The organism is Vibrio sp. JZG120 (genome assembly GCF_053890955.1).
In genome coordinates this window covers 394351-407152 of record NZ_JBSRRK010000005.1, presented here as the reverse complement: position 1 = coordinate 407152, position 12802 = coordinate 394351, and the positions used below count along the sequence as shown (strand labels likewise).

General features: G+C 46.1%; 10 protein-coding genes. 2 read left to right on the top strand and 8 right to left on the bottom strand.

The genetic code is table 11. The features are described from left to right. Positions 1–184: 184 nt before the first annotated feature. From yqiA to nudF, 4 genes are all read right to left on the bottom strand, one after another. The gene (yqiA, locus tag ACWPOD_RS13420) at positions 185–769 is read right to left on the bottom strand and encodes an esterase YqiA (protein ID WP_167426903.1); all 585 of its coding nucleotides are present in this window, start codon (positions 767–769) and stop codon (positions 185–187) included. Between the two features lie 47 nt (positions 770–816). Beyond that, positions 817–1623 (bottom strand): 3',5'-cyclic-AMP phosphodiesterase, encoded by an 807-nt coding sequence (gene cpdA, locus ACWPOD_RS13415; RefSeq protein ID WP_046874001.1) that lies wholly within the window; start codon positions 1621–1623, stop codon positions 817–819. Between the two features lie 61 nt (positions 1624–1684). Further along, positions 1685–2128, bottom strand: a complete 444-nt coding sequence (locus ACWPOD_RS13410) for a DUF1249 family protein (protein WP_005395930.1) — start codon at positions 2126–2128, stop codon at positions 1685–1687. Then, complete coding sequence (nudF, locus tag ACWPOD_RS13405; RefSeq protein WP_456231945.1) at positions 2128–2778, bottom strand: ADP-ribose diphosphatase; 651 nt, start codon at positions 2776–2778, stop codon at positions 2128–2130. Before nudF ends, ACWPOD_RS13410 begins: the two co-directional genes overlap by 1 nt. A gap of 229 nt (positions 2779–3007) precedes the next feature. Between nudF and tolC the strand changes: the two genes are divergently transcribed. Beyond that, positions 3008–4336 carry an outer membrane channel protein TolC gene (tolC, locus tag ACWPOD_RS13400; protein ID WP_012842165.1) on the top strand — a complete coding sequence of 443 codons (1329 nt, stop codon included), beginning with the start codon at positions 3008–3010 and terminating at the stop codon, positions 4334–4336. A 178-nt stretch (positions 4337–4514) separates the two neighbouring features. On the opposite strand, the gene hldE is transcribed toward tolC, so the two are convergent. The 3 genes from hldE to ACWPOD_RS13385 all read right to left on the bottom strand — a co-directional run bounded on the left by hldE (position 4515) and on the right by ACWPOD_RS13385 (position 10226). Further along, positions 4515–5945 (bottom strand): bifunctional D-glycero-beta-D-manno-heptose-7-phosphate kinase/D-glycero-beta-D-manno-heptose 1-phosphate adenylyltransferase HldE, encoded by a 1431-nt coding sequence (gene hldE / locus ACWPOD_RS13395; protein WP_456231944.1) that lies wholly within the window; start codon positions 5943–5945, stop codon positions 4515–4517. A 67-nt stretch (positions 5946–6012) separates the two neighbouring features. Then, complete coding sequence (gene glnE / locus ACWPOD_RS13390; protein ID WP_456231943.1) at positions 6013–8856, bottom strand: bifunctional [glutamate--ammonia ligase]-adenylyl-L-tyrosine phosphorylase/[glutamate--ammonia-ligase] adenylyltransferase; 2844 nt, start codon at positions 8854–8856, stop codon at positions 6013–6015. A 113-nt stretch (positions 8857–8969) separates the two neighbouring features. After that, a complete protein-coding gene (locus ACWPOD_RS13385; protein WP_005395942.1) occupies positions 8970–10226 on the bottom strand; it encodes a methyl-accepting chemotaxis protein in 1257 nt (418 codons plus the stop codon). Between the two features lie 105 nt (positions 10227–10331). Here ACWPOD_RS13385 and ACWPOD_RS13380 point away from each other — a divergent pair, with 105 nt between their 5' ends. Next, positions 10332–11105, top strand: a complete 774-nt coding sequence (locus ACWPOD_RS13380) for a potassium channel family protein (RefSeq protein WP_456231942.1) — start codon at positions 10332–10334, stop codon at positions 11103–11105. Between the two features lie 40 nt (positions 11106–11145). On the opposite strand, the gene ACWPOD_RS13375 is transcribed toward ACWPOD_RS13380, so the two are convergent. Then, positions 11146–12678 carry a CYTH and CHAD domain-containing protein gene (locus ACWPOD_RS13375; RefSeq protein ID WP_005395946.1) on the bottom strand — a complete coding sequence of 511 codons (1533 nt, stop codon included), beginning with the start codon at positions 12676–12678 and terminating at the stop codon, positions 11146–11148. Between the last annotated feature and the right edge of the window lie 124 nt (positions 12679–12802).

Genomic DNA, 12802 nt, shown 5'->3' with positions numbered 1-12802 from the left:
GGAAACGAAAAAGCCACCCTGTTCACATCACTAAGTGCTTGTAAACATGATGCATAACAAAGTAGCCAGGGTCCTCGACCCTTAAGATCTTTTGGCAAAACATAGTCGGAAAGCATACCGCCCATGTCAAGAAACGGTTGGATATATCAATAAAAACTATGAGCCTTTTCCAATCGCTTTCGAATTACAGTTCTAGAAATTCGATAATCTGTGCAGGATAACGCTCAAAGCCTACAAAACTGTGATCACCGCCTTGTTCTACTGTTTGCTTAGCGTCTGCAAACTTATCTACCGCTTGTCGATAGTCTAAAACCTCATCTTCTGTCTGCTGTAACAACCAGAAAGAATGTGGCGACGCGATGCTTTGTACATCAAGAGCTTTTAACTCGTCAATATGACAAGCTTCAAGTGTATAGGTTTCGTGCGTATAAGGGTTAGTTTGCTCACCCAAATAATCTACTAACAACTCATAGGGCTTAACCGCGGGGTTGACCACAACCGCTTTAAATCCAAACTTGTCATTTAGCCACATTGACATAAAGCCGCCTAATGAGCTGCCCACCAGACCAATGTTATAATCGTCTTTATGTTGCTCGATGATATCCAACAACATTTTCGCCGCTTGTTGAGGATAACAAGGTAACTGGGGAACAATCACTTTGATATCAGGACGATGCTGCTCGCAGTATGCTCTCATCACATTGGCTTTCATTGAGAATGGAGAACTGTTAAAGCCATGGATATACAGAAGAAGTGAAGGTTTACTCATAGATATCTCGCACAAAAAAGCGAGCCCGAACATAGAGCTCGGGCGCGTTAGTATCCGTTAGAAGAGAAGTCTGGTTGGAACTGGCCGTCAGGAAGTCGGCCCACTTGGGTCGTAATATCACCACAAGCGTGCAACTGCAGTTCACGCCAACCAGGCGAAGTCGTATCGAGGGCAAAATCATCCGAGTTAGGCTTAAACTGAACACACGTCGAGGGTGTTGCCATCACTCGAATACCATTATGAAGCACATTCATGTCTTGATGAACATGTCCACAGAGAATGCCTTTCACGTTATCAAAACGATCGACAACCTGCCAGAACGCTTCGGCATCTTTTAAGGTATGTTGATCAAGCCACGCGCTTCCCACTAATAATGGATGGTGATGCAGCAACACAAGTGTGTGCCTTTCTGGGTGTTCTGCTAACTTTTCTTCGAGTAACGCTAACTGCTGATCACTCAAGCGTCCGTGGGGAACGCCAACAACTTGCGAGTCTAAAAGAACCAACTGCCAATGCGCGCCAAGCAATACATGCTCTGCCGCTTTGATTTGTTGCGAAGGTAATACACTGCCCATATTGGGCTTGTAGTCATGATTACCAGGCAGCCAAAAGCAGTCTTTCTCTAGCGGTTCAATGCCTTCGGCAAAGCGCTGGTAAGATTCTGCACTATGGTCTTGGGAAATGTCCCCTGTCGCCAAGATGTAATCAAACGTCACGTTGCGGCGTAAAACATCAGCAACAACAGCGTTAAAGCTATCGGCCGTTTTTACGCTCAGCAAACTTCCCTCATCGGCAGCAAACAGATGAGTATCCGTAATTTGTAAAAGTTTGATGCTGTCACTAGATGATTGCAAAATGAAAACCTGATCCGTCCACTATATCGTTATTTGTTATTTTCCTTTAGTGACGTGACGATCAATTGAAGGCAAGTGGTGTTCTACTGATACCACTTCGTAAACAAAACGTCAGCCATTCACCGAGGAATGTGTTTAGTTGATGCTTTTCATCTTTCTGCATCAGTTGGTCGTTGGGATAATCATACTTAGCTTTTATGCGAGAGAACTCTCCGCTTGAGCATACTTCGGCTACTCTCGCATCGTGATAAAGCCTGACAGACATCGTCGGTAAAGGAAACACTGGCGTTTCATCACTCTGACATATCTCAACAACTGTGGTGTATTTTGTGATTTCATTCACGGTCAGTTGGTAAACCATGTTCGCCGCTTGATAGCAGCGTACATCCCCAACTTCGGCAGAAGCAGGCAATAAGGCGTTCAATTTAGCGTAGTTGGTCTCATAGGTTCTCATTAGACCCGCTAAATCAACATGATACCTCTGTTTTTCAGCCACTTGTGCCATTACTTACTCTCCACCATTTGGGGTTGCCCCCACTGTGACTTCAACTCTTGATGGTTTAATTGCAACCATTGCAACGCAATAATCGACGCACCATTTTCAAATTTTCCGTCTTTCACCCATTGATATGCTTGCTCACGACTCAAAACATGTACGCGAATATCTTCATTCTCATAGTCTAAACCATGAATGCCGTGCGCTTTAGATGCGTCCACTTCACCAACAAATACGTCCAACTTTTCCGAGCAACCGCCAGCAGAAGGATAATAAGAGGTGACTGGCGCAACACGCCCCACTTGTATCCCCGCCTCTTCGACAGCTTCTCGGCGAATGACGGCTTCAGCTGATTCATCACGGTCAATCATACCCGCGACAATCTCTAGCTGCCATGGGTGTTGATGCTCTAAGGCTCCTACTCGAATCTGTTCAATGATAACCACTTGATCCGTATTTGGATCATAAGGAAGCATCGCTGCAGCATGACCACGCTCGAACACTTCTCGTTCAACAACCTCGCTCCAACCTCCAGCAAATAGCTTATGCTGAAAGCGATATTTCACCATTTTGAAAAAGCCTTCAAATAAGGTTTCTTTCGAGATGACTTTTACATCTTGCGAAGTAAAATCCTTTTGTTGTTTGTCACACTGTTGCATTCGACACCTCTCTGAGTGAATCTTGTAGTTTACTCATTGTTATTCGCTTGCTCAAAGGACTTGGCTCAACTTTTTGTACAATAGTTACAAATTAATTTAAGTCTTTGGTGAAAATTTATTGCACGACTGGATAATTACGTGTAAAAAAGTGCAAACTTTAGAGTAAATATCGTGCAAATTGAGTTAAACTACTGAGAATTAACCAATCTATTGACCGCGGGAATAGAAAATGAAAAAATTGCTTCCACTATTTATCAGTGCAGCGCTAGGTAGCATGAGTACGTCTGCGTTCGCAGACTCTTTGGCTGAAATCTACGACTTAGCAAAACAAAATGATCCACAATTGCTCAGTGTAGCAGCACAACGTGACCAAGCTTTCGAAGCAATCACCTCAAGCCGTAGTGCTCTATTACCACAAATTAACCTAACAGCAGGTTACAACTTAACTCGTGGTGATACTGAATACGACTCAAATCTAGTCAATGACGTATCAAACGATGCCAACGCTCTAACCGCTGGTGTTAGCTTTTCACAAGCACTTTACAACCGCGCATCTTGGATCTCGCTAGATACCGCTGAGAAAAGTGCTCGCCAAGCAGACGCAACTTACGCTGCGACTCAACAAGCACTAATTCTTCGTGTTTCACAAGCGTATTTTGAAGTTCTACGCGCACAAGACAACCTTGTTTTCGTCCGTGCAGAAAAAGCCGCAGTGGGTCGTCAACTAGAGCAAACAAAACAGCGTTTTGAAGTAGGTTTATCTGCGATCACTGACGTACACGACGCGCAAGCTCAGTACGACCAAGTACTGGCGGATGAGGTGTTAGCAGAAAACGCACTGACTAACAGCTACGAGTCATTACGTGAAATCACCGGTCAAGAGCACAAAGATCTCAACATCTTGGACACTCGCCGCTTCACTGCTAGCCCATCGACCGTGCCTGCTGAGTCGCTAATTGACGAAGCAAAAACCAAAAACCTGACCTTGCTATCTTCACGTATTCTTCAAGATATCGCACGTGACAATATTTCACTAGCAAGTTCTGGTCATCTACCAACGCTGTCTCTAGACGGTGGTTACAACTACGGTGATACGTCTCATAGCTCTCGTGACAACACCACAGACAACTTCAATATCGGTGTGAACCTTGCGGTGCCGCTATACACGGGTGGTAACGTCACCTCTCAAACCAAACAGGCTGAATACGCGTACGTGGCTGCAAGTGAAGATCTTGAAGCACAATACCGTAGCGTAGTAAAAGATGTTCGCGCACAAAACAACAACATTAACGCCTCTATCGGCGCACTACGTGCTTATGAGCAAGCCGTTATTTCTGCGCGCTCTGCACTAGAAGCAACAGAAGCAGGTTTTGATGTGGGTACCCGTACTATCGTTGACGTGCTAGACGCAACTCGTCGTCTATACGATGCGAATAAAAACCTATCGAACGCTCGTTACGACTACATCTTAAGTGTTCTTCAGCTACGCCAAGCCGTTGGTACGCTAAGCGAACAAGACATCTTAGACGTTGATGCAGGTTTGAAAGCAGCAAAATAATTGCTGACTGAATGCTTCAGTTCTCAATAAATAAAAACGCCAGTTGATTTATCAGCTGGCGTTTTTTATTGCTTGCCGTTAAGAGACGAAAAGTATCTCAGAACATCAAGTATCAAAAAGGCCGCACTTGGCGACCTTTTACAAACAAATAGCGTTTCAATGCCAACAAATCGTAGGCTTAGCCCTTACCGCCTTTGATTGCATTGATGATTTCACTGGTTGAGCACCCATCCTCAAAGTTCAATACACGAACTTCGCCACCTGCAGCAATGACTTCTTTACCACCAGCAATCTCTTCTGGGTTGTAGTCCCCACCTTTTACTAGCAAGCTTGGCAAAACTTCCGAGATCAAACGTTGCGGCGTATCTTCACTAAATGGTACTACCCAATCCACAGCGCCCAAACCTGCCAATACCGCCATGCGGCGATCGGTTGGGTTCACAGGACGACCAGGCCCTTTAAGACGCTTCACTGATTCATCGGTATTCACCGCAACAATCAGGCGATCACCAAGTTCAGCAGCATGGTTTAAGTAAGACACATGCCCAGCGTGAAGAATATCAAAGCAGCCGTTTGTCATAACGACTTTCTCGCCACGTGCACGGGCTTTTCTCACTGCTTCAATCAGCGCTTTTTCTGAAATTACACCGTAATCCGTGTCTTGGCTGCCATGTACCGCTTCTGCCAGTTCAATTTCAGACAAGGTCGAGGTACCAAGCTTACCAACAACAACGCCTGCCGCAGCATTCGCTAGTGCACACGCTTCTTCGAAGGATTTACCCGCCGCAACTGAAGCTGCAAGTACAGAAATCACCGTATCACCAGCACCTGTCACGTCGTACACTTCTTTCGCTTGAGTCGGAAGGTGGAATGGCTCTTGACCACGGCGGATCAACGTCATGCCGTTTTCACTACGTGTAACCAGTAGCGCTTCAAAATCAAACTCTTCAACAAGCTGAAGTGCTTTTTCAACCAGATCTTGGTCTGATTTTACTTTGCCAACGACATCTTCAAACTCTTTCATGTTTGGTGTTAAGAGTGTCGCGCCGCGGTAGCGTTCAAAATCCGCACCTTTAGGGTCAATGAAAACTGGAATGTTTGCTGCGCGCGCTTTTTGGATGTATGCCTGAACATGCTCTAACGAGCCTTTTGCGTAGTCAGACATAATCACGGCTTTAACGTTTGGCAGAGCGGCATCCATACGCGATAGCACAGGTGCAGAATCCGTGTTTTCAAACTTATCTTCGAAGTCGAGACGAATAAGCTGTTGTCCACGGCTCATTACGCGAAGCTTCGTGATCGTTGGGTAATCAGGCAGTGCAACGAAATCGCACTTCACATTGAGTGAGCTCAGCGTCTCCGTCAGCACTTTTGCAGGCTCATCTTCCCCTGTTAGACCAACAATGTGAGCATGGCCACCTAGTGATGCGATGTTCATCGCAACGTTCGCAGCACCACCAGGACGCTCTTCATTGTTTTCTACTTTTACAACAGGAACCGGCGCTTCAGGAGAAATGCGTCCGGTTGGGCCATACCAGTAACGATCTAGCATGACATCACCGATGATGAGCACACCAGCGCTGCTGTAATCAGGTAGAATTGGTTTCATTATTGGTCTCCAAAAATTAAATCGAAGTGAGTTTATCACAGCCCTTATCGAGGCTAAATATATGGTCTTAACTGAACCACTGATTCCAAGCCTGTTTTACCCACTCCCTTTCGGCAACAAACTTATCTTCCACCACATCAGCATCTAAATTGAGTAGATTTCTTCGGTGTATTTCGTTTCGCATTGTCGTGTAGGCACGTATCAACTGCATTGCCTGGTCTTCGTCCATGACATTTTGTGCAATGAGCGTTTCAAAGATACGCACATTATCACACCAACGCGTTAATTTCGGCTTATCGTGACTATAGTTGAGCACTAAGTACTGAGCGAGAAATTCGATATCGGTAATCCCTCCCACATCTTGCTTGAGCATAAAACGGCCGGGCTTTTTCCCCCCAAGATGACCGCGCATTTTCTCTCTCATTTCGACAACGGCTTTTTTCAGTTCCGCCCGATCGCGCGCTTTGCACAACACATCATGTCGCGTATTGTGAAATGCAATAGCAAGGGGTTCATCGCCGTAAATCAAGCGCGCGCGCACAAGTGCTTGATGCTCCCATGTCCAGGCTTCTTGATGCTGATAATCGTCAAACGCATCGGTTGGGCTAACCAACAAACCTGACGCGCCAGACGGGCGCAAGCGGGTATCGACTTCGTACAAAATGCCGGAAGCGGTGCGAGTCGAGAAAATATGGATGATGCGCTGCGCTAGGCGAAGGTAGAACTGACGACCGTCGATTTCCTTTTTGCCATCTGTATAGACATTGACTGGGCAGTCATGCATGAAGACGATATCCAAGTCGGAGTTATAGCCGAGTTCCCAACCACCGACTTTGCCATAGCCAATGACGGCAAAACCCTTGCCTTCACGATCTTTTACATGCGTTGGCTCGCCGTATTTTTCGGACACTTGCAACCAAGCCTGACTGACCACAGCATCAACGATAGCTTCCGCCAAATAGGTTAAGTGATCACTCACTTTCATCACCGGCAATGCACCAGCAATATCCGCCGCCGCAATACGTAAAATGCAGATTTGCTTAAACTGGCGCAACGCTTCCATTTGCTGCTCCATATCATCTTCTGGAATACGGGCCAGATAATCACGCAGCTCTGTACGGTAACTGTCTAATGGGATTGGATTGTACAACTGTGCAGGGTCGATCAACTCATCGAGTAAGATCGGATACCGAGATAGCTGCTCTGAAATCATTGGGCTTGCGGTACACAAACGCACGAGCTGTACTAGAGCAGCTGGATGCTCATCCAATAACTCCAGATAAGTCGTACGAGTGCAGATATTGTGCAGTAAATGCAGCACTCGCGGTAAACCAAACTGTGCATCAGGGTGGGCAAACACCGCATCAAATACCTTCGGCATTAAACGGTTTAACACTTCGCGTCCACGCGGTCCTAACGTTTTTTTAGCCAGGTCGGTTTTAAAGTTGATGATGGTTTTCGCGCATGAAGCAAAGTCTTCAACCTGAATATCCTGCTGTAAGATATGCTCAAGCACATCTTGTTTGTTCGCCATATCCCATAGCTCATGAAAATGACGAGCAACCGTAGTACCCTCGTCTTCTTCATCATCACCAATTAACGACTCAAATACTTGATGGACATTCGCCATGTGCTGCTGAGTTTGCTCAATCAGTTGGTCCCAAGAGGTCATTTGCATCGCGGTAGCGAGCTTTAAGCGTTCGGTTTCGCAATCAGGCAGCGTCTGGGTTTGCTTGTCCGCCATCGCTTGCAACAAGTTTTCTAATTGACGTAAATACTTGTATGCGGCTTCTAGACTGCTGACTTCTTGCGAAGTGAGTAACGCCAGCTCTTCAATGCCTTGCAGCGTTTCCAACAACCCTCGATTACGAAGAGAAGGCTCGCGACCACCCCGAATTAATTGAAAAACTTGGGCGATAAATTCAATTTCTCGGATACCACCTGCGCCTAACTTAATGTTGTTGTTCAAACCTCGGCGGCGAACCTCACTACTGATCATCGATTTCATCCGACGCAAAGACTGAATCGCACTGAAATCAATATAGCGACGAAAAACAAAAGGACGCAGCATTTGGCGTAGCTCTTGGTATTGCGGGTACATTTCGCACCCCATCACTCGAGCTTTGATCATCGCGTAACGCTCCCAGTCACGTCCCTGTTCTTGATAGTAATCCTCTAGTGCCGCATAGCTCATGACTAATGGACCACTCTCACCAAACGGACGCAAACGCATATCGACACGGTAACAGAAGCCATCGAAGGTTTGTTGGTCGAGCGCTTTGATGATGCGTTGACCAAGGCGAGTAAAGAACTGGGCATTGGCAATGCTGCGGCGCGCGCCTTGTGTCTCACCGTTTTCTGGATACGTGAAAATCAGATCGATATCGGATGAAAAGTTTAGCTCGCCGCCACCCAGTTTCCCCATGCCGATAATCAACATCGGCTGTACTTCACCGTCCTCACTCGTCGGCGTTCCCCACTCCTGACAACACGCTTGATATTGCCATTGATAGGTTTCAAAAATCATCGCTTCTGCCAACTCGGATAAGTGGCTTAAAGAAGCTTCTAGCGACCATGTATGCGTGAAATCCTTCCACGCAATGTACACCATTTCTCGGTTGCGAAACTGACGCAACACGCGATGACCAGACATCTCATCCGGGCATTGTCCCAATAGTTCAGCAAGACGTGAGCGGTAAGATTCCTGACGACTTGGTTGCGCTAACATGCTTGGCAACTCACGGGCTAAAACTTCATCGCGATGAATGGCTTCGGTAATAAACTGGCTTAAGCCCGCCACATAGCGAAATTGCTGCGCAATCTCATCTGGCCAAAGGGGAAAATAACCTGCCTCTTGAGCATTTTGTACGGCAGATTCAGCGATAGAAATCAGTGGCGAAGGCAGCTGCATTTTTCTTCCTTGTTTGAAAAGCACGGTAACTCATTCTTTATACCAGACTTAAAGCAAATAAAAACGCCCACAAAAGGTTTGTGGGCGTTTTATCAAAAGTTCTGGATGGAATATTAAACTTGGAAAGATTTGATCTTCTTGTCTAACTCGCCAGCATTATTTTGCATCATTTCAGAAGTTTCTAGCAGCTCTGTCACAACCACAACCGAGGCTTCTACCAGCTCACGTACATTGGTGAGGTTTTGACTCATCTCTTCTGCAACACTGCTTTGCTGACCAGACGCCGTCGCGATTTGGAAGTTCATGTCATTGATTTGCGTCACTTGCCCAACAATACCATCGAGCTCAGATCCAGCATTAGAAACCAGCTCGTTTCCATCGGCCGCTTCCACTACGCTTTTCTCCATGAGTTCTACAGCAGATTCTGCACTGGTTTGCAGCTGAGCAATCATCTCTTGAATTTCTACCGTCGCTTGTTGTGTACGTTGTGCAAGGTTACGAACTTCATCTGCAACCACCGCAAAACCACGACCCGCCTCGCCAGCTCGCGCCGCTTCAATCGCCGCATTCAGTGCAAGCAGGTTAGTTTGTTCAGAGATACCTTGAATCGTACCCACAACACTACCAATGGATTCAACACGTTCTTCGACCTGGTTAACCGCCTGCGCCGATGAAGCGATGTCCGACGAGAGTTCACTCATTTTCGCCATCGTACTTTGCAAGAACTGTTGACCAGAAATCGCTTGTGCGGAAGCTTGCTCTGTAAGAGAAGACGCCGTCTGGGCATGTTCTGCGACGGTTTGCACCGTCGACGACATTTCACTCATCGCCGTCGCAAGTTGATCAATTTCGTTAAACTCTTCTTGCGCCGACTCCTTCGTTTCCGACATGCTCAGCGTCATCACTTCCGTGAGTGTGGATAACTCATCAGAAGCGTTGATTTGCATTTGAATCACATCGTGCAGTTGGCGACGTGTTTTTTCTAACTCGCGTGCCACGTCTCCGTATTCATCTTTACAATCCATACCAAATGGCACGGAGAGGTTCTTGCTCGCCATCAGTTTGATTGCGTCGCTCAGATACTGTGTTTGACGCAGCATCACTCTAGCCGCCGCTAATAAGAGCACGACAAAAACCACAATCAATAAGGCGGTTTGCCAAGCAACTTGCGTTAAGTATGCTTCGTAATGCTGTTGGGCAACTTGCGCGTTTTGTGTCGCCGCTAAAAGTGAATCGTAAAAGGTGTTCGCGTCCCACAGTTGTTTTGCCACTATCAGGACAGTACTGAAGACCATCAACATGACCATTTTAGGAACCAGTCGAATGTCGGATATGACCCTTTCCCATGGCTTAAATGCCAGCTTTTCCATTGTCAGTTCTCCACCGAGTCTTATATAGTCTTTATCTATAATCTTTATATTACTTATAGTTATGTTCGCGTTTAGCGTGGTTACGCGATTTATTTCGAGCTTCGTATGAAAAACAATGATATCAAAGACAGCACACGACCGATGGGCCTGTTGTCACTAATATTGTCTTTTATGGCACTATTTGTGATCTCTGGCTTGTTGTTTTTCCCGATCGATCACGAAACCCGTCAAGTTCTTATCGGTCTGGATTTCATAATCTGTAGTATTTTTCTATTACAGCTCACCATTGATTTGATCCGGTCCACAGATCGGTGGTTATTTCTTAAACGTCATTGGATAGATTTCGTGGCGAGTATCCCATTAATAGAGCCACTGCGCTTTGCTCGTATCTTTCATATTCTTCGAGTGGTATTAGTACTGCGCTCGTCGAAGTTCATTTTGCATCAGCTCAAAGAAAACCGCCTCGAAACCACGGTCGCCTCAATATTACTGTTGATGGTGATCCTCATTACGCTCGGCTCTAGTGCAATGCTGTTTATCGAAGCGAAAAACCCAGAAGCAAATATTCGCACTGGCGCCGATGCTTTGTGGTGGGTATTCGTAACGATCTCAACCGTTGGTTACGGCGATCATTATCCGGTGACCTCAATAGGAAAGTTTTTAGCCGTCATCATCATTGTTTGTGGTGTGGGGATCTTTGGTATGATTTCGGGTCTTATCACCTCTATTCTTACCGCTCCGACGAAACAACAGACGCACAGCTTAATCAATAAAGAACGTATGCTCGAGCAGCTCCTGAATCAACAAGCCCAAATACTAGAACGACTCGACTTCATAGAAAAAGAACTGCAACAAAGCAAAACAAAGACAAAAAAATAGGACCATGCGGTCCTATTTTTTGTACAGGTAGTCAAGGTGATCATTCACGCCAATAAGGCTGAACTTCCACACTGATCGCTCGGGTTTGATCCATTGCATGCAAAATTGAACGCTCTTGACGGTGCAACCAGCGTTCTAATTGCTCTTTTTCTGCGTCTTCCAACATATCTACCAACGGAAGCAAGTGGTTCAGCATTAGCAGATCATCGATACCATGCACCAGATCCGCCCATGGCAAACGGAAGCTGTTACGCTCATCCGAGTTATATAGACTCGCGAAACCAATACCAGTATAGAGATTACGCAGCAAGCGATAGCGCTGATCAACGTACTCTTGCGCCGTCAGGTCGCGCTCTGCAGGGAAAGCTTCCATTAGTTCTGCCCAAGTGCGATCGAGCTGAGTGACTGAAAACGGCATGATGTTACTTGCCATTTTTTCACGTGCTTTTTCATCAAGAAATGGCTGCCAACCGCGTGCTAAGATCCAGCGGCTTAGATCCAGCAGTAACCCTGTGTAACGTGCGGAATTGAGCAACCCTAGCACTTCTTCACGGCTTGGCAACTCTTGTAACTGCTGAGTCAACTCAGATACTAAGAACTTACGCGCATCCAACTTACGCAGCACATTGCCTTTGTCATCTAAGAGCTCTTCAAGGTGTGCATGTTCATCCAACCAACTCAGTTCTTCTTCCAACCATTTAAGCTCTTGGCGCAGAATCGCACTCGCGCGACGAGGGACAACACCACCAAAAATGGTCAATGTTTGACGAATAAAACGAATAGCATTGCTGATTTCACGTAGCGCTTCCACATTGTCACGCTCAGCATAAATTTGCTCGTGATAATGCCAGTGAGATAGGGCGTGTTCTAAAGAGTTGATCAAGCAGTATTCAACGGTATCCGTCGGGCTACTGTCCACAAGCGCCAACGATTTTACTTCATCACCTGCATAGCCACTTGCAAGTCGATAGCCTTTCGCCGCCTTACTCAAGTTACCCAAACGCATGCCACCTTGCTCGCAAAAGCTACGTGCTAGTGTAAATAGGGCATCGGTTTGGCCCGATTTAAGTTCCAGTTCAACTTCGCAAATCGGTTCTTGTTTCTCTTCCCCATCTTCACCTTTGGCTACGACCATACCTTGGTCAAACGCCACTTCTATTTGGCTACCATCTGGCATGCCAATCAGCCACTGTTCGCGTGTGAAGTTGGTCGAGAATAACGGCATAAGCTCAGATTGCAGCGTTGCTGCGTCTTTACCTGGCGGCCAAATGTCTACAGGATGAAGCGACAGGTTAGGCTCGTCGCTAGTGTGCTCAGCATTGTATTCTGGTCTTTGATGTAAGCCTGCGACGACGCGTCCTGCTGTCTTTACGGTTTGGACGAATACATCATCAAAACGGCGAATTCTTAAACCAATGTCGTGCTTTCTCAGCCATTTATCGGCGGTATCAAAGTAGGTGTTACCCAAGTCACGACAACTATGCTGAAGTACTTTTGTCTCAGAAATTTTTTCTTTTAAAGTTTCTGAAAATTCAGGAGAAACAAAAAACTTCAGTTCTATTTCGGTTTCCATAGCTATACCTTTCAAAGCAGATAGAAACAGGATATTGCGTAATTTCTCGCACGGCAAGAGAGAAATATCGCCGGAATGATGATCTAAAACAGTTTTAATGAGCGATTTAATGCGTTACCATGCG

What these genes read in the sequence shown, in the direction of transcription:
- ACWPOD_RS13375 (WP_005395946.1), bottom strand. Translation starts at nt 12,678, where the DNA reads ATGGAAACCGAAATAGAACTGAAGTTTTTTGTTTCTCCTGAATTTTCA.
- glnE (WP_456231943.1), bottom strand. Translation starts at nt 8,856, where the DNA reads ATGCAGCTGCCTTCGCCACTGATTTCTATCGCTGAATCTGCCGTACAA.
- ACWPOD_RS13385 (WP_005395942.1), bottom strand. Translation starts at nt 10,226, where the DNA reads ATGGAAAAGCTGGCATTTAAGCCATGGGAAAGGGTCATATCCGACATT.
- ACWPOD_RS13380 (WP_456231942.1), top strand. Translation starts at nt 10,332, where the DNA reads ATGAAAAACAATGATATCAAAGACAGCACACGACCGATGGGCCTGTTG.
- nudF (WP_456231945.1), bottom strand. Translation starts at nt 2,778, where the DNA reads ATGCAACAGTGTGACAAACAACAAAAGGATTTTACTTCGCAAGATGTA.
- hldE (WP_456231944.1), bottom strand. Translation starts at nt 5,945, where the DNA reads ATGAAACCAATTCTACCTGATTACAGCAGCGCTGGTGTGCTCATCATC.
- ACWPOD_RS13410 (WP_005395930.1), bottom strand. Translation starts at nt 2,128, where the DNA reads ATGGCACAAGTGGCTGAAAAACAGAGGTATCATGTTGATTTAGCGGGT.
- yqiA (WP_167426903.1), bottom strand. Translation starts at nt 769, where the DNA reads ATGAGTAAACCTTCACTTCTTCTGTATATCCATGGCTTTAACAGTTCT.
- tolC (WP_012842165.1), top strand. Translation starts at nt 3,008, where the DNA reads ATGAAAAAATTGCTTCCACTATTTATCAGTGCAGCGCTAGGTAGCATG.